Source organism: Modestobacter sp. URMC 112 (genome assembly GCF_053502575.1).
This window is the reverse complement of record NZ_CP199957.1, coordinates 2582000-2599061: the sequence shown is the minus strand read 5'-3', so window position 1 is coordinate 2599061 and position 17062 is coordinate 2582000. Positions and strand designations below refer to the sequence as shown.

15 protein-coding genes are annotated in these 17062 nt (G+C 72.7%); 5 read left to right on the top strand and 10 right to left on the bottom strand.

Translation table 11 applies throughout. From position 1 onward, the window contains the following. Positions 1–41: 41 nt before the first annotated feature. Together arc and ACWIX6_RS12090 are read right to left on the bottom strand one after the other, a co-directional pair. On the bottom strand, positions 42–1820 hold the full coding sequence (gene arc / locus ACWIX6_RS12095) for a proteasome ATPase (RefSeq protein ID WP_448612675.1): 1779 nt from the start codon (positions 1818–1820) through the stop codon (positions 42–44). A 142-nt stretch (positions 1821–1962) separates the two neighbouring features. Then, positions 1963–2838 (bottom strand): tRNA (adenine-N1)-methyltransferase, encoded by an 876-nt coding sequence (locus ACWIX6_RS12090; RefSeq protein ID WP_448612674.1) that lies wholly within the window; start codon positions 2836–2838, stop codon positions 1963–1965. A gap of 85 nt (positions 2839–2923) precedes the next feature. On the opposite strand from ACWIX6_RS12090, the gene ACWIX6_RS12085 reads away from it, so the two are divergent. Continuing rightward, positions 2924–3907, top strand: coding sequence for a RecB family exonuclease (locus ACWIX6_RS12085; RefSeq protein ID WP_448612673.1), 984 nt, complete (start codon positions 2924–2926; stop codon positions 3905–3907). Further along, positions 3904–4869 (top strand): aldo/keto reductase, encoded by a 966-nt coding sequence (locus tag ACWIX6_RS12080; protein WP_448612672.1) that lies wholly within the window; start codon positions 3904–3906, stop codon positions 4867–4869. The genes ACWIX6_RS12085 and ACWIX6_RS12080 overlap by 4 nt, the downstream gene beginning before the upstream one ends. A gap of 27 nt (positions 4870–4896) precedes the next feature. On the opposite strand, the gene ACWIX6_RS12075 is transcribed toward ACWIX6_RS12080, so the two are convergent. From ACWIX6_RS12075 to ACWIX6_RS12040, 8 genes are all read right to left on the bottom strand, one after another. Beyond that, positions 4897–5607 (bottom strand): HAD family hydrolase, encoded by a 711-nt coding sequence (locus ACWIX6_RS12075; RefSeq protein WP_448612671.1) that lies wholly within the window; start codon positions 5605–5607, stop codon positions 4897–4899. Between the two features lie 101 nt (positions 5608–5708). Continuing rightward, positions 5709–6032, bottom strand: a complete 324-nt coding sequence (locus ACWIX6_RS12070) for a DMT family transporter (protein WP_448612670.1) — start codon at positions 6030–6032, stop codon at positions 5709–5711. A 198-nt stretch (positions 6033–6230) separates the two neighbouring features. Further along, a complete protein-coding gene (locus tag ACWIX6_RS12065; RefSeq protein WP_448612669.1) occupies positions 6231–7217 on the bottom strand; it encodes an ABC transporter substrate-binding protein in 987 nt (328 codons plus the stop codon). Positions 7218–7222: 5 nt separating this feature from the next. Beyond that, positions 7223–9325, bottom strand: a complete 2103-nt coding sequence (locus ACWIX6_RS12060) for an ABC transporter permease (RefSeq protein ID WP_448612668.1) — start codon at positions 9323–9325, stop codon at positions 7223–7225. A 2-nt stretch (positions 9326–9327) separates the two neighbouring features. Next, complete coding sequence (locus ACWIX6_RS12055; RefSeq protein ID WP_448612667.1) at positions 9328–10413, bottom strand: quaternary amine ABC transporter ATP-binding protein; 1086 nt, start codon at positions 10411–10413, stop codon at positions 9328–9330. A gap of 692 nt (positions 10414–11105) precedes the next feature. Then, positions 11106–11927 carry a VOC family protein gene (locus tag ACWIX6_RS12050; protein WP_448612666.1) on the bottom strand — a complete coding sequence of 274 codons (822 nt, stop codon included), beginning with the start codon at positions 11925–11927 and terminating at the stop codon, positions 11106–11108. After that, a complete protein-coding gene (locus ACWIX6_RS12045; protein ID WP_448612665.1) occupies positions 11927–12085 on the bottom strand; it encodes a hypothetical protein in 159 nt (52 codons plus the stop codon). The genes ACWIX6_RS12050 and ACWIX6_RS12045 overlap by 1 nt, the downstream gene beginning before the upstream one ends. 101 nt (positions 12086–12186) lie before the next feature. After that, a complete protein-coding gene (locus tag ACWIX6_RS12040; RefSeq protein WP_448612664.1) occupies positions 12187–13308 on the bottom strand; it encodes an aromatic ring-hydroxylating oxygenase subunit alpha in 1122 nt (373 codons plus the stop codon). A 327-nt stretch (positions 13309–13635) separates the two neighbouring features. Between ACWIX6_RS12040 and ACWIX6_RS12035 the strand changes: the two genes are divergently transcribed. The 3 genes from ACWIX6_RS12035 (at position 13636) to betA (ending at position 17021) form a co-directional block, all read left to right on the top strand. Continuing rightward, complete coding sequence (locus tag ACWIX6_RS12035) at positions 13636–14034, top strand: bifunctional 3-phenylpropionate/cinnamic acid dioxygenase ferredoxin subunit (protein WP_448612663.1); 399 nt, start codon at positions 13636–13638, stop codon at positions 14032–14034. Then, positions 14031–15200 (top strand): NAD(P)/FAD-dependent oxidoreductase, encoded by a 1170-nt coding sequence (locus ACWIX6_RS12030; RefSeq protein WP_448612662.1) that lies wholly within the window; start codon positions 14031–14033, stop codon positions 15198–15200. The genes ACWIX6_RS12035 and ACWIX6_RS12030 overlap by 4 nt, the downstream gene beginning before the upstream one ends. A 126-nt stretch (positions 15201–15326) precedes the next feature. Further along, positions 15327–17021 carry a choline dehydrogenase gene (gene betA, locus ACWIX6_RS12025; RefSeq protein WP_448612661.1) on the top strand — a complete coding sequence of 565 codons (1695 nt, stop codon included), beginning with the start codon at positions 15327–15329 and terminating at the stop codon, positions 17019–17021. The last annotated feature ends 41 nt before the right edge of the window (positions 17022–17062 follow it).

Here is a 17062-nt window from a genome sequence, read left to right as displayed (position 1 = left end):
GCGAGTCAGCGAGTCGTGGGGAGCAGCGGGGGTCCTTCTCGTTACAGGTACTGGCCGGTGTTGGTCGCGGTGTCGATCGCCCGGCCGCTCTCGTTGCCCTTGCCCGAGATGAGCGTGCGGATGTAGACGATCCGCTCGCCCTTCTTGCCCGAGATCCGCGCCCAGTCGTCGGGGTTGGTGGTGTTCGGGAGGTCCTCGTTCTCCTTGAACTCGTCCACGCACGCCGCGTTCAGGTGCCCGACCCGCAGGCCCCCGACGCCGGTCTCGAGGCGGTCCTTGATCGCCATCTTCTTGGCCCGGTCGACGATGTTCTGCAGCATCGCGCCGGAGTTGAAGTCCTTGAAGTACAGGACCTCCTTGTCACCGTTGGCGTAGGTCACCTCAAGGAAGCGGTTCTCCTCGGTCTCGGTGTACATCCGCTCCACGGTGCTCTGGATCATCCCGGCGATCGTGGCCTCACGGCTGCCGCCGTGCTCGGCCAGGTCGTCGGCGTGGATCGGCAGCGTCGTGGTCAGGTACTTGCTGAAGATGTCCCGCGCGGCCTCGGCGTCCGGACGCTCGATCTTGATCTTCACGTCGAGGCGGCCGGGCCGCAGGATCGCCGGGTCGATCATGTCCTCCCGGTTGGAGGCGCCGATGACGATGACGTTCTCCAGGCCCTCCACGCCGTCGATCTCGCTGAGCAGCTGCGGGACGATCGTGCTCTCCACGTCCGAGGACACCCCGGACCCGCGGGTCCGGAAGATCGAGTCCATCTCGTCGAAGAACACGATGACCGGCGTGCCCTCGCTGGCCTTCTCCCGGGCGCGCTGGAACACCAGCCGGATGTGCCGCTCGGTCTCGCCCACGTACTTGTTGAGCAGCTCGGGGCCCTTGATGTTGAGGAAGAAGGACTTCCCCTGGCTCCGGTCGGAGTCCCCGTTGAGCGCCGCGACCTTCTTGGCCAGCGAGTTGGCCACCGCCTTGGCGATCAGCGTCTTGCCGCAGCCGGGAGGGCCGTACAACAGGATGCCCTTGGGCGGGCGCAGCTCGTACTCACGGAACAGGTCCGCGTGCAGGAACGGCAGCTCGACCGCGTCCCGGATCTGCTCGATCTGCCGGGACAGGCCACCGATGTCGGTGTAGTCGATGTCGGGGACCTCTTCGAGGATCAGCTCCTCGACCTCGCTCTTGGGGATCCGCTCGTAGACGTAGCCCGATCGGGTCTCCAACAGCAGCGAGTCGCCGACCCGGACGGGCTGGTCGGCGAGGGAGTCGGCGAGGTAGACCACCCGCTCCTCGTCGGTGTGCCCGATGACCAGGGCCCGGCGCGGGATGCCCTCGACCGGCTCCAGCAGCTCCTTGAGCATGACCACGTCGCCGGCCCGCTCGAAGCCGCGGGCCTCCACGACGTTCATCGCCTCGTTGAGCATGACCTCCTGGCCGTGCCGGAGGTCGTCGAGCTCCACGGCCGGGGACACCGACACCCGCAGCTTCCGGCCGCCGGTGAAGACGTCGACGGTGCCGTCGTCGAACCTGCCGAGGAAGACGCCGTAGCCCGACGGTGGCTGACCGAGCCGCTCGACCTCCTCCTTCAGCGTGACCAGCTGGTCGCGCGCCTCGCGCAGCGTGCCGGCCAGCTTGTCGTTCCGCTCGGACAGGAAGGCCGCCCGGCCCTCCGCCTCGGCGAGCCGCTCCTCCAGCGCGCGCACCTGGCGCGGACTGTCGGCGACCTTGCGTCGCAGCAGGCCGATCTCCTCCTCGAGGTAGGAGATCTGACTCACCAGTGAGGCGACGTCACGTTCACGCCGCGCACGGAACTCGTCGGGACCCAGGGTCATCGCGCACCTCCACACACACTCCGGGGGGAGCCAGGAGGCCAATCTATACACGCGGGAACCGACCGTGCCGCCGCCGCGCGACCCCGGCGCCGGGAGGGTCGGCCGGTCGTCCGCGGGACACGCGGACGACGCCCGGCCACCGTCAGCCGGCGTTCTTGCGCCGCTGACGGACCGGCGCGACCGTGCCGTCGGCCAGCCGCCGGGCGGTGACCAGGAAGGCGGTGTGCGCCACCATCCGGTGCTCGGGCCGGACCGCCAGCCCCACGGCGTGCCAGGGCCGGAGCAGTGACTCCCAGGCGTGCGGCTCGGTCCACAGCCCCTGCGCGCGCAGCGCCTCGACGTAGGTGGACAGCTGGGTGACCGTGGCCACGTAGCCGACCAGCACCCCGCCGGGCCGCAGCGCCGCGGCCACGGTGGGCAGCACCGCCCACGGCTCCAGCATGTCCAGCACCACCCGGTCCACGACCTCCTCGGCCGGGTGGTCGGCCAGGTCGCCCAGCCGCAGCGACCAGTTGGCCGGCACCTCGCCGAAGAACGCGCCCACGTTGCCGCGGGCGACGTCGGCGAAGTCCTCCCGCCGCTCGTAGCTGGTGACGCTCCCCCCGCTGCCCACGGCGCGCAGCAGCGAGCAGGTCAGCGCGCCCGACCCGGCGCCGGCCTCGAGCACGCGCATGCCCGGTCCCACGTCCCCGAATCCGACGATCTGCGCAGCGTCCTTGGGGTAGATGACCTGCGCACCGCGCGGCATGGACAGCACGAAGTCGGCGAGCAGCGGACGCAGCGCCAGGTAGCCGGTGTTCGCCGTCGAGTGCACCACCGAGCCCTCCGGCGCGCCGATGAGGTGGTCGTGCTCGATGGCGCCCCGGTGGGTGTGGAACTGCTTGCCGGCCTCGAGGACGACGGTGTGCAGCCGCCCTTTTGGGTCGGTGAGCTGCACCCGGTCCCCCACCCGGAAGGCGCCGGGCACCGCCGGCGCGTCGGAGGGGTCGGCGGCCGGGTGCTCCTGCTGTTCGCTCACGTGCGACGAGGGTACGGGCGGCTCGTCCCCGGGTCCCCGGCGCGGACACTCGGAACTGTCGGAGCGGCCACCTAGCCTCGTGCCCATGACGGCGACGCTGGAGACGGACCAGTCCGTGGACACCCCCGCTACCGACCGCACGACCGCCGGGGACACCGTCCCCCGCCGCCCCTCCCTGTCGCCGTCCCGGGCCGCGGACTTCAAGTCCTGCCCCCTGCTGTACCGCTTCCGCACCATCGACCGGCTGCCGGAGCGCAGGTCCCGCGCCGCCGTCCGGGGCACCCTGGTGCACGCCGTGCTGGAGCGGCTCTACGACCTGCCGCAGGCCCAGCGCACCGTCGAGGCCGCCCGGGACCTGATCGGCCCGGCCTGGGCCGAGCTCCGCGAGGAACCCGGCGTCGCCGAGCTGTTCACCGCCCCGGAGACGCCCGAGGGGGCACAGCCCGCCGCCGACGTCCTGCCGCCGGCGGAGGAGGCCGGCACCGGGGGCAGCGACGGGATGGACGCCTGGCTGGCCTCGGCCGGTGCCCTGGTGGAGACCTACTTCCGGCTCGAGGACCCGACCCGCATCCAGCCGCACGGGCGTGAGGAGCTGGTCGAGGTCACCCTCCCCGACGGACTGCTGCTGCGCGGGTACGTCGACCGGCTCGACGTCGCCCCCAGCGGGGCCCTGCGGGTCGTGGACTACAAGACCGGCGCCGTGCCGCGGGAGGCCTTCGAGGCCAAGGCGCTGTTCCAGATGAAGTTCTACGCCCTGGTGCTGTGGCGCACCCGCGGCGTGGTCGCCGCCCAGCTCAAGCTGCTGTACCTGGGGGACGGCGACGCGCTCACCTACGCCCCCGACGAGGCGGAGCTGCTGCGCTTCGAGCGCACGCTGCAGGCGATCTGGACCGCGATCGAACGGGCGGTGGCCACCGGCGACTTCCGGGCCAACAAGAGCAGGTTGTGCGGCTGGTGCGACCACCAGTCGCTGTGCCCGGCCTTCGGCGGCACTCCCCCGCCCTTCCCGGCCGACGCGGCGGCAGCCGCCGGCTGGCGCACGACGCTGCCGCTGGCCGCGGCCGAGTGACGGCCGGGCAGAGCGGGACCGCCGTGCTCGGTCTGGGCCTGGCGGCCGTCGGCCGCCCGGCGTACATCACCACCGGCCGGCAGGCCGACCTGCCTGCCGACCGGTCCATCGCAGCGCTGCAGGCCCGCACGCACGAGCTGCTCGACGCAGCCGCCGGCCTGGGCATCCGGTACGTCGACGCCGCGCGCTCGTACGGCAGGGCCGAGGAGTTCCTCGCGTCCTGGTTGCGCCGGTCCGGCGGACGCCCCTTCGTGGCCAGCAAGTGGGGCTACCGGTACACGGGCGGCTGGCGCACCGATGCCACCGCGCACGAGGTCAAGGACCACAGCCGCGAGGCCCTGGTCGAGCAGTGGGAGGAGTCGAGCCGGCTGCTGGGGCCGTGGCTGCGGCTGTACCAGGTGCACTCGCTGACCCTGGAGAGCCCGTTGTGGCAGGACGCGGGCGTGCTGCGGCAGCTGGCCGGGCTGCGCGACCAGGGGGTCGACGTCGGCTTCTCCACCTCCGGCCCGGAGCAGGCCGGAGCCGTCCGTCGCGGGCTGGAGCTCGCGGTGGACGGACGACCGCTGTTCACCAGTGTGCAGAGCACCTGGAACCTGCTGGAGCGGTCGGCGGGCGGCGCGCTCGCCGAGGCACACGACCGTGGCCTGCGGGTGGTCGTCAAGGAGGCGCTGGCCAACGGGCGGCTGGCCGCGGGCCGGCCTGCGGCCACTCCGCAGCTGGCCCGTGCGGCCCGGGACCGGGGCGTGGGCGTGGACGCGGTGGCCATCGGCGCGGCCATGGCCAAGCCGTGGTGCGACGTCGTGCTCAGTGGTGCGGTGACGGTCGGGCAGCTCGAGTCCAACGCAGCCGCCGTGGACCTGGTCCGGGCGGACGGGGCTCTGGCGCTCGGGGCCACCGAGCTCGTCGATGCCGTGCCGGCGGTCGAGTACTGGGCGGAGCGGAGCCGGCGGGCCTGGGCGTGACGGGCGGCCGCGGCGTCCCCCGGTGGGTCAGGTGGTTGCACCCACGGCACGGAACGCGGCCAGCACATCGGTCAGACCGGTCACCCCGACGCCGGCCAGGGTGTCCCGCAGGGTCAACCCGGGCTGCGGTTCCAGTGGCTGTAACGACGGGACACCGAGCACGGCTGCCCCGGCGGCCAGCCCGGCGGTGACGCCCACCAGGGAGTCCTCGACGACCACGCAGTACGCGGGGTCGACGTCGAGGCCGGCCATCGCCTGCCGGTAGGGGGCGGGGTCGGGCTTGCGGGCCGGCACCTCGTCCCCGCACACCGTCACGTCGAACGGGGAGCCGCCCAGGTCGGCGGTGATCCGGTCGAGCACCAGCGAGGCCACCCGCCGGGGCGTCGTCGTGACCAGCGCGGTGGCCAGGCCGGCCGCCCGCACCTCGGTCAGCAGGTCCCGGGCCCCCGCACGCCAGGGCATCCCGTGGCTCACCATCAGCGTCGCCGTGCGGTCCTCGACCCAGGCGGCGTCCTCCTGCCGCTGCTGCTCGGTGCGCCGCACGCCGAGGTCGGCGTACAGCACGCCCATCGCCACGCGCATCGACGTCCCGACCGTCTGCTGCCTGCCCTCGGCCGAGAACGTCCCGCCCAGCCGGGAGGCGAGCGCCGACATGGCCTCGCCCCAGAGCTCCTCGGTCTCCACCAGCGTGCCGTCCATGTCGAACAGCACCGCCGTCACTGCAGCAGGCAGGTCCACCACACCTTCGTCGCTCGTCCCGGCCGGCTGGACGCCGGTGCACCCCTGGTGGGCCCGGGCCGCGGCGGCGCTCCGTCGGGGAGGCCGCCACCGGTCCCACCTCAGTGTGCCTGGCCGCCCAGGTTCACCAGGACGACGCCCGCCACGATGAGCAGGATCCCGCCCAGCTGCCAGGTGGACACGGGCTGCCCGAGGAACGTCGCGCCGACCGCCACCACGGTGAGCGTCCCGACCCCGGCCCATATCGCGTAGGCCACGCCGACCGGCATGGACCGCACCACGAGCGCGAGCAGGAAGGCGGCGAGCGTGTACCCCGCGACCGCCACGACGCTGGGCACCAGCAGGGTGAAGCCCTGGGTCCTGGGGAGGCTGGACGTGGCCACGACCTCCGCGGCGATCGCCGCGACGAGCAGCACGTAGACCATGGGCTCACCTCCTGGACGGGCCGGCGCGGCCGGCGGCGCACTCCGGCGGCGTGCCCGGCGCGGGGCGCCGCGGCGGCCGGAGGTGGACAGCGACGCGGCCCGCACCCCGACGCCGGAGAACCGGTCGTCGGGGGCGGACCGCGTCAGGTGCAGCCGCCGGGGCGCTCAGGCCACGGCGGTCGAGCGGGAGCCCTCAGGTCACGGCAGCCAGGCCTCGACCTTGTCCGGGTTCTCCTCGACCCACTTCTTCGCGGCGTCCTCGGACGACATCCCGTCCTCGGCGATGTACTTCGCCACGATGTTCTGGTCGTCGTTGGTCCAGGTGAAGTTCTCGACGAGCTGGAACGCCGGCCCGTTCTCCTCGGCGAACGACGCGCTCACGATCTTGTCCAGCTCGTAATCCGGGTAGTCGCAGGCGACCTTCTCCGGGTCGGCGTCGCAGCCCTCGGTGTACTCGGGCAGCGAGACCTTCTGCAGGTCGACCTCGGACAGGAACCACTGCGGCGAGTAGAAGTAGCCCAGCAACGGGGTCCGGTTCTGCTCGGCCTGCCGAAAGGCGGTGATGAGCGCGGCCTCGGAACCGGCGTACACGACCTGGTAGTTCAGGTCGAGGTTCTCCACCAGCGCCGCGTCGTTGGTGACGAAGGACGGGTCGCCGTCCAGCAGCTGGCCCTTGTCGCCGGACTCGGAGGTCTTGAACATCTCGGCGTACTTGTTCAGGTTCTGCCAGTCGGTGATGTCGGGGTACTCCTCGACCATCCACGGCGGCACCCACCAGCCGATCTGGCCGATGTTGCCGGTGAGCCCGGCCTCGACCGCGGTCTTCTGGTCGGTGATGTACTTCTGCTTGAGGTCGTCGTGGCCCCAGTTCTCCACGATCGCGTCGACCTCGCCGGTGCCGAAGCCCTGCCAGGCGACCTCCTCCTTGAGGTTCTTCAACTCGACCGAGCAGCCGAGCTCGGACTCGGCCACCTCGGCGATGACAGCCGCGTTGGCCTCGTAGCCGACCCACGGGTTCACCGCGATGCTCACGTCACCGCAGTCGCCGCTCCCCCCGGACGACGACGCGGACGAGTCCTCCTCGATGGTCGCGCCGCCACAGCCGGCGACCGCGAGGGAGACGGTGGCGGCGACGGCGGCGGCCCGGAGGGCGCCGCGTCGACGCGCGTTGGCAGACAGGTGCACGGAGTTCACCTTTCGGTCGCGGCCGCGAACGTGCGCTCAGGGGCGCTCTCCTCGGCCGGGGACGGGGTCGCAGGGGGGGACTGGACGGGTGCAGCGGTGGAGCGACGCGCTGGGGCGCGCTTGGTACCGACCTGTGGCCCGGTGGTCCGCTGGGCGGCGGCCTGGGCGACGCGGTCGAGCATGATGCCGAGCAGGACGATGGCCATGCCGGCGGCCAGGCCCTTGCCGTAGAGCTGTGCCTGGCTGAAGCCGGCCACCACGTCGTAGCCGAGCGCGCCGGCACCGACCAGGCCGCCGACGACGACCATGGCCAGCACGTAGATCAGGCCCTGGTTGGTGGCCAGTGCGATGGCGTGCCGGCTCATCGGCAGCTGCACCTTGCGGATGAGCTGCCAGCGGGTGGACCCGGCCGCGGTGGCAGCCTCCACGGTGGTCCCCGGCACCGCCCGGATGCCGTCGGCGATGATCTTGGTCGCCACGGGCACCGCGTAGACCACCGCGGCGATGATCGCGGTGAAGCGGCTGGCTGCGAACAGCGCCAGGAACGGCACGAGGTACACGAACGACGGCATGGTCTGCGCGGCGTCCAGCACCGGCCGCACCGAGGCGTCCACCCGGGGGCTGCGGCCCATCGCGACCCCGATGACCACGGCGACGACCATGGTCAGCGCCGTGGCGATCAGCGTCGACGCCAGTGTGGTCATGGCGTCGCTCCACAGGCCCAGGCCGATGATCAGCGCCAGGCAGACCACCACGGCCGCCACGGCCCGCCACCCGCCGAGGACGGCGGCCACGGCGGCGAGCGCGGCGAACACCACCCACCAGGGGCTGTCGGTCAGCAGCGACTGCAGCGGGTTGAGGACGATGCCGGTCACGCCGTCCTTGAGGCCGAGGGTGACCGTGGACAGGTTGGTCTGCACGAAGTCGCTCACACCGGCGGCGGTGCGGACGATCGCCGGGCCCACCGGGGAGCCGCCGGGGAACTCCGCGGCCCACAGGTAGGTCCGGGACAGGTAGACCGCCACCGCGGCGAGCACCAGGCCGACGGCCACGCCGGCGCGGCGCAGCGTGGGGTGGACGGGGGCCCGGTGCCCCTGGGTGACGTCGGTGCGGACGCTCACCGCCGTGGTCACCCGGTCCAGCACGATGGCCAGCACCACGATGGCCAGGCCGGCGTTGAAGGCCACGCCGACGTTGAGCGTCTCCAGCGCCTGCAGCACGGTCTGGCCGAGGCCGGGCGCGTTGATCAGCGCGGCCACGGTGGCCATCGACAGCGCGGCCATCATCGTCTGGTTGATGCCGGTGACGATCATCCGGCGCGCGAGCGGCAGCCGGACGGTCCGGAGGGTCTGCCAGCGGTCCGCGCCGAGCGAGGTCGCCGCCTCCACCACGCCGGCCGGCGCGCTGCGGACGGCGTGCGCGGTGAGCCGGATGACCGGCGGCGCGGCGTAGATCGTGGTGGCGATGGTGGCCGAGGCGGGGCCGATCAGGAAGAACAGCGTCAGCGGCACCAGGTAGACGAACGAGGGCATCGTCTGCATGAAGTCCAGCACCGGGGTGACGAGCCGGTTCACCCGGGGCGACATCCCGGCCCAGATGCCCAGCGGGATGCCGAACAGCAGCGAGATGACCACCGAGGCCAGGGTCAGCGCCAGGGTGTCCATGGCCTCGACCCACAGCCCCTGCAGGCCGATGAAGACCAGACCGGTGGCGGTCAGGACGGCGACCCGCACCGACCCGGCCACCGCCGCGAACAGGGTCAGCAGCGCGACCACGCCCAGCCAGCCGATCACCGGCACCGGGCGGCCGAAGGACGGCAGCACGATCAGCTCGCGGATGAGGGTGACGAAGGCGTCGATCGCCACCCGGATCTCGTTGAAGCCGTAGAGGAACAGCGGGTTGCTGTTGCGGCCGGCGCTCACCGAGTCGGAGAACGCGGTGATGTCCCGGTGCAGCGGGGTCAGGTCCGCCGGCGCGAGGGCCAGGGTGTGCTGTCCGCGCAGCAGGCAGTACAGCCCCACCCAGGCCAGCAGGACCCCGGCGATGACCCAGCCGCGGCCCGGCCGCCGGACCTCGGCGGCCTGCGGCGTCCGTGCGAGGACCGCCATGGTCAGTGCTCCCCGTCCGGACCTGCGACGACGGCGAGGATCTCCGCGTCGTCGACGATGCCGAGCAGCTGGCCGTCGCGGACGACCTTCACCGGACGGTCGGTGGACAGCACGGCGCGGATGGCCTCGCGCACCACGACGTCGGGCCCCAGCTCGGGGCCGTCGAGGCGGTCGTCGGGCCGCGCGTCGCGCATGATCCAGCGGAGCGTGAGCACGTGGGAGCGCGGCACCTCCTTGACGAAGTCGCGCACGTAGTCGTCCACCGGGGCGCCGACGAGCTCGTCGCCCGTGCCGCACTGCACCGGCTTCCCGTCCCGCATGATCAGGATGCGGTCGCCCAGCTTGAGCGCCTCGGACAGGTCGTGGGTGATGAAGACCATCGTCTTCCCGACCTCGCGGTGCAGCCGGATGATTTCCTCCTGCATGTCCCGCCGGATCAGCGGGTCGAGGGCGGAGAACGGCTCGTCGAAGAAGAGGACGTCGGGGTCGCCGGCGAGGGCGCGGGCCAGGCCGACGCGCTGCTGCATGCCGCCGGAGAGCTGGTCGGGGCGGTGGTCCTCGTACCCGGACAGGCCGACCAGCTCGGTGACCTCACCGGCCCGGCGGCGGCGCTCGGCGCGGGAGGCGCCGGCGATCTCCAGCCCGTAGGAGACGTTGTCCACGACGCTGCGGTGCGGCAGCAGCCCGAAGTGCTGGAACACCATGGAGAACTTGCGGCGTCGCAGTTCGCGCAGCCGCTTGTCGTCGGCGGCGAGGATGTCCTCGCCCTCGAAGAGCACCTGACCGGCGGTCGGCTCGACCAGCCGGGTGAGGCACCGGACAAGGGTGGACTTGCCCGAGCCGGACAGGCCCATGACGACGAAGACCTCACCGGGGGCCACGTCGAAGTCGACGTCCCGGACGGCGGCCGTGCAGCCCGTCTGGCGGACCAGTTCCTGGCGCGAGAGCGCACTCAGCTGCGGGTTCTTGGGCACGCTCGCGGCCTTGGGGCCGAAGACCTTCCACAGTTCGCGGACGGAGATCACCGGGTCGGCCGACGCGCCGGCGGCGGCCGTGGCCTCCGGAGCGGCCACCACGCCGGCGCTCACGCCGGGCCCCCGGCGCACCGGGAGCCGTGCTGGAGGGAGCCGGTGCGGCGTCCGGTCGCCCGGCGACCGCTGCCTTCTCGTTGCTGGGCCATGTCGTCCCCTTGGGTGGTGGCGGGCCGGGACGGCCCACGACTGTCGGATGCCCTCACCAGCGCCGTTGCGCTATCCGCACAAGTTGCGCAGAAAGATACGGGCGCCTCCCTGACTCGGGAAGACCCGAGACTGGGAAATCGAGATCTCGTTCGTGTCACTGCAGCGTTGCGCGAACTGCCCGGTCACCCCCGCGCGAGGCCGGCCGGGACGGTCCGCGCCGACCCCCTGCGGGAAGAGCCGACCACCTCTCTGCGCACGGCCCCCGGAGGTCGACACGGCGGAGGGGACGGCGGCGCTGCCGACCATGGTGACAGCCCGGTCGCACTCCGACCCCTCCCTTGTCCGCCCTGGCCGGACGAGGCTCCGGCGCGCTGCCAGTCCTCTGGTATATCAGCGGCGTTCGGACGATATGTCATCCCCTCGGTGGGGGCAAGGGTCTGCTGGCCCGGTGCCTCCTGCCTCCCCGCGTCCGGTCCGAGTGCTCCACCGCGGCCGCGTGAGGTGGCGCGGGGAACCGGCGTCGTCCCCGGGCTGGTCGACGGGTGCCGAGGGCGGGAGCGGCCTCATCGGGGCGGCGCCACCCCGATCCCGCGTCACCCCTACCGAGGAGATCGCCCCGGCGTCGCGGTGCCGCCCGGCTCCGACCCGAACCCCGGGCCGCCCAGGCGGGCTCCGCCCAGGGCGATGCCCTCCGGTCCCCCACCGCGCAGGTCCATGCCCAGGACGCCGGGTCGGTCCGCCGCGTGCACCCGCACCGACCCGCTGGGCCAGTGGAACTCCACGGAGTGCTCCGCTGCCCGCACCTCGCCGCCGAGCACGCCGGCGAACAGGAGCCGGGACGCCGACAGGTCCGTGGACGCGAGGTGGGTCGCGCCCAGGACCGCCGTCCCGGCGGGATCGGTGTCCCACACCGGGGTCCACCACAGCGGCTGCACCGCACCGCGGGTGCTCGGAGCACGCCCCGGATCCCGTTCCCGGGTGGCCACCAGCTCCGCGGGAGCCGGGTAGGCACGGTCGGACTGGGCCAGCTGGACCACCACGCCGTGCGTGCCGTCGGGCGGGATGAAGGCCTCCTGCCACGGGGCGTGCCCGTAGCTCTCCCCCACCACCGTCAGGCCCAGCGACCGCACCCGCGCGACCGCGGCAGGCAGGTCCGGCACGGTGAACGTCACGTGGTGCGGCCCCTCTCCCCGCCTGGCCAGATGGCGGGTGAGGAAGCCGGGACCCGCCGGGTCCAGCAGCTCCAGGCGGGCTCCCTCGTCGGCCGTGCCCACGTGCAGCAGGAAGTAGCGGAACTCCGGCAGGACCTCCCCGCCGATCGGGACCGCCCCCAGCTCGCGGCGCAGCCGGCGCGCCTCCCTGAGCGCGTCGTGGACGGCGAAGGAGGTGTGGTCCAGGTCGACGCCCCGGGAGCCGGCCATCAGAACGGCGCCGGGTGGACCGGGGACGCGGCCGTCCGGCCGCCGTCGACGGCGGAGCACCCGGCCGGCTCGCCGGAGCGGCCGACGGGATGGCGGGCCAGGGCGTCCCGGTGGGCGGACCCGGGGCGGCGGGCGAGCGCGGAGGCGTCGTGGGACATCCCGGTCATCATCCAGCCCGGTGGGACGCGTCGCCCAGGGCCGTCGACCACACGCCGGGGCCCCCCACCGCGCGCGGTGGAGGGCCCTGGGGAGCGGTGGCTCAGTCGGCCAGGCGCTGGGTCAGCCAGTCGTGGAACTCGCCGATGTGGTGCTCGGCGGGCACCAGCACGCCGCCGTTCACGTACGCACGGGAGGACATGGCCGGCTGGGTCCGCTCGCAGGCCTCGAAGTCCTGCTCGTTGACCCGGTGGAACAGCTCGACGGAGCGGGACACGTCCTTGCCGGAGGCCACGACCTCCTTCGAGTACAGCCAGTCGCACTCCACGATCGTGCGGTTCTCCGAGACGGGGAACATCCGGTGGAAGATGACGTGGTCGGGCACCAGGTTGATGAACACCGTGGGCTTGACGGTGATCGCGTAGTACCGGCGGTCCTGGTCCTCGGCGACACCGGGCAGCCTCTCGAAGCCGTCGCTGCCGTCGACGGTGAAGCCGGAGACGTCCTCGCCGAACTCGGCGCCGTGCCCCACGAAGTACTGCGCGGCGTAGCCGTCGGCGAACTCCGGCAGCACCTCGGTGAGCTCCGGGTGGATCGTCGCGCAGTGGTAGCACTCCATGAAGTTCTCGACGATCAGCTTCCAGTTGGACTTCACGTCGTAGACGATCCGCTTGCCGACCTCGAGGGTGTCCAGGTCGTACCGGTCGATCGACTCCAGGTCGCCCAGCCGCTCCACGATGGCGCCCATCACGTCCTCCTCGAAGGACGGCGGCTCCTTGGCCAGGCACAACCAGGCGTAGCCCAGCCACTCGCGCAGGTGGACCGGCACCAGCCCGTACTCGACCCGGTCGATGTCGGGCATCTTGGTCAGGTTCGGGGCGGCGATGAGCTTGCCCTCGAAGTCGTAGGTCCAGGCGTGGTACGGACACTGCAGGGAGCGCTTGGCCTGGCCGGAGTCCTCGGTGCAGATCTTGGCTCCGCGGTGCCGGCAGATGTTGAGGAACGCCCGCAGCCCCCCGTCGCGGCCGCGGACCACGAGCACGCTCTCCCGGCCGATCTGGACCTGCTTGAAGGACCCGGGGGTCGGCAGCTCGGCCGACCGGACGGCGCAGAACCACATCTGCTCGAAGATCTTGGACTGCTCCAGCCCGAACACGGCTGGATCGGTGTAGTACTGGCCGGACAGCGTGGGGATGAGGCTGGCGGGCAGGTCGGTGGTCGTCATACGGACACCTCGCGGGACGGGGCGCTGCGTGCAGACACGCCAGTGGTCGGACGGTGCTGGAGTCGGCCGGCTTCGGGAGGCGGTCGGCGCTTCCGAACGGTGAGTTGCACAATACGACTCGCGTTGCGCTGTGCACAACGACCTGACGCCGAAAAATGTGAGCTTCAGGAAGGGAGTGACCCGGCCGCCGCCGACCCGGACACCGCGCCGCAGGGGCGGACCGCCTGTCGTCCATTGACTCCGCCCTTCCGAGGCCTCACGCTGTTGCGCTAACAGGACGTGGTTGCGCGCTGCGCAACCCTTGGCCCCGTGTGGACGGAGTGCTCCATGATCCCGGTCTGCTCCACCGCCGAGCTCCCGCCCGGCGAGGCGACGACGGTGACGGCCGACGTGGCCATCGCGGTGTTCAACGTCGACGGCGAGTTCTTCGCCATCGACGACACGTGCACCCACCAGGACGCCTCCCTGGCCGACGGGTGGCTCGACGGGTGCGCCATCGAGTGCCCGCTGCACGCCTCCTGCTTCGACCTGCGCACCGGCAAGCCCTCGGGGCCGCCGGCGAAGACCCCGGTGCGCACCCACCGGGTGAGCGTGGAGGACGGGATGGTCTACGTGCACCCGACCGCCTCCGCGGAGGGTGCACCGGTGACCGAGCTCGCGAGGTCACCCGAGGACGCAGCACCGTCGGCCACGACGCTGACGCGCGCCGGCGAGGAGGCGTCGTGACCGGCACCGTGGCCGTCGTCGGCGCCTCGCTGGCCGGCCTGTCCGCCGCACGCGCGCTGCGCGCCCAGGGCTTCGACGGCCGGGTCGTGCTCATCGGCGACGAGGTGCACGCGCCCTACGACCGCCCCCCGCTGTCCAAGGACTTCCTGGCCGGCACGTCCACGCGGGCCGACATCGACCTCGAGTCCCCGGACGACGCCGCGCTGGACCTGGACTGGCGGCTGGGCAGCTCCGCGGTGGCCCTGGACCCGCGCAACCGGGCCGTGCGGCTGGCCGACGGCACCGAGGTGCACGCCGACGGGGTCGTCCTGGCCACCGGGGCCCGTGCCCGCCGGCTGCCCGGCACCGACGGCCTGGCCGGGGTGCACGTCCTGCGCACCCTCGACGATGCGCTCGCCCTGGGCGCCGAGCTGCGTCCCGGCGCCCACCTGGTCGTCATCGGCGCGGGCTTCATCGGCGCGGAGGTGGCCTCCACCGCCCGGACCCTCGGGCTGGAGGTGACCGTCATCGAGGGCCTGCCGGTCCCCCTGTCCGGGCCGCTGGGCGCGCAGATGGGCGCGGTCTGCGCCGAGCTGCACGCCGACCACGGCACCCGGCTGCTGACCGGCGTCGGCGTGGCCCGCCTGGTCGGCACCGGGCGGGTCGAGGCCGTGGAGCTGGCCGACGGCCGGCGCCTGCCCGCCGACGTCGTGCTGGTCGGCATCGGCGCCCAGCCCAACGTCGAGTGGCTGGCGGGCTCGGGCCTGGAGGTGGCCGGAGGCGTGCTCACCGACCCCTCCGGCGCCACCGCCGTCCCCGAGGTCGTGGCGGTCGGCGACTGCGCCGCCGCCTGGTCGCCCGCCACCGGCGGGCACCGGCGGGTCGAGCACTGGACGCACGCGCTCGAGGTGCCGACCGCCGCGGTCGCCACGCTGCTGGGAACGGTGGCTCCCCCGCCGCCGGTGCCCTACTTCTGGTCCGACCAGTACGGCGCCCGGATCCAGTTCGCCGGTTCGCGCCGCGACGGGGACGAGGTGCGGGTCGTCGAGGGCAGCCCGGCCGACCGCAGCTTCCTGGCCGTGTACGAGCGGGCCGGTGAGCCCGTCGCCGTGCTGGGGATGAACCAGCCCCGGCTGTTCACCCGCTGGCGGCGGCAGCTGCGCGCGGCCGCCCCCGCCGCGCCCTGACCCCGGCGTCCCCCGGTCCCGGTGGGGCCGACCTGCACACGATCCAACCGCCCGACTCTCGGGCACCTCGTCCCGACCGGCGCCAGTCCGGACGCGGACGCCCAACCGAACTCGAAGGAGCAGCTCATGGGTGAGCAGTACGACTACGTGGTCGTCGGCGGGGGGTCGGCCGGCAGCGCGGTGGCCAACCGGCTCAGCGCCGACCCGGGGAACCGGGTGCTGGTCCTGGAGGCCGGGCGCATGGACTCCAAGTGGGACGTGTTCGTCCACATGCCCGCCGCGCTGACCATCCCGATCGGCAACCGGTTCTACGACTGGAAGTACGAGACCGAGCCCGAGCCGTGGATGGGCGGCCGGAAGGTCTACCACGCGCGGGGCAAGATCCTCGGTGGCTCCAGCAGCATCAACGGGATGATCTTCCAGCGCGGCAACCCGCTGGACTACGAGCGCTGGGCCGCCGACGAGGGCATGCACTCCTGGGACTTCGCTCACTGCCTGCCCTACTTCAAGCGCCTGGAGAACTGCCTGGCGGCCGACCCCGACGACCCGTACCGCGGTCACGACGGCCCGCTGGTCCTCGAGCGCGGTCCGGGCACCAACCCGCTGTTCCAGGCCTTCCTGGCCGCCGCCGAGCAGGCCGGCTACCCCCGGACCGACGACCTCAACGGCTACCGGCAGGAGGGCTTCGGGCTCTTCGACCGCACGCTGCACCGCGGCCGCCGGCTCAGCGCCGCCCGCGCGTACCTGCACCCCGCGATGTCCCGCAAGAACCTCACCGTGGAGACCCGGGCGTTCGTCACGAAGATCCTCTTCGAGGGCAAGCGGGCCGTCGGGGTGGAGTACCGCCGGGGCCGCGGACAGGTGCGCACGGTGCGCGCCGGGGAGGTCGTGCTCACCGGTGGCGCCATCAACACCCCGCAGCTGCTGCAGCTGTCCGGGGTGGGCAACGGCTCGGAGCTGCGCGCCCTGGGCATCGACGTGGTGGCCGACCTCCCGGGCGTGGGCGAGAACCTGCAGGACCACCTGGAGACCTACATCCAGCACGCCTGCAAGCAGCCGGTCTCCATCGCCCCGGGCATGAAGTGGTGGCGCAAGCCGGGCATCGGCGCGCAGTGGCTGTTCCAGCGCAAGGGTCTGGGCGCCACCAACCACTTCGAGGCCGGTGGCTTCACCCGCAGCAACGACGACGTCGTCTACCCGAACCTGATGTTCCACTTCCTGCCCATCGCCGTCCGCTACGACGGCTCCATGCCGGCCGGCGACCACGGCTACCAGGTGCACATCGGCCCGATGTACTCCGACGCCCGCGGCACGTTGAAGATCAAGTCCACCGACCCGCGGGTGCACCCGGCCATGCGGTTCAACTACCTGTCCACCGAGCAGGACCGCCGCGAGTGGGTCGAGGCCGTGCAGGTGGCGCGGGAGATCTTCGCCCAGCCCGCGTTCGCCGAGTACAGCAGCGGCGAGATCTCCCCCGGACCGGAGATCGAGACCCCGGAGCAAATCCTCGCCTGGGTCGCCAAGGACGCCGAGACGGCGCTGCACCCGTCCTGCACGGCCAAGATGGGCACCGACCCGCTGTCGGTGGTCGACCCGACCACCATGGGCGTGCACGGGCTGGAGGGTCTGCGGGTCGCCGACGCCTCGGCGATGCCCTACGTGACCAACGGCAACATCTACGCCCCGGTCATGATGCTGGCGGAGAAGGCCGCGGACCTGATCCTGGGCGTCCAGCCGCTGCCGGCCGAGTACGTCGACTACTACCGGCACCAGCCGGCCACGGAGCCGGCGACCGAGCCGAGGACCGCCTCGATGCACTGACCGCACCCACACCGCACGGACCTCCGGCCGTCGTCCTCCCC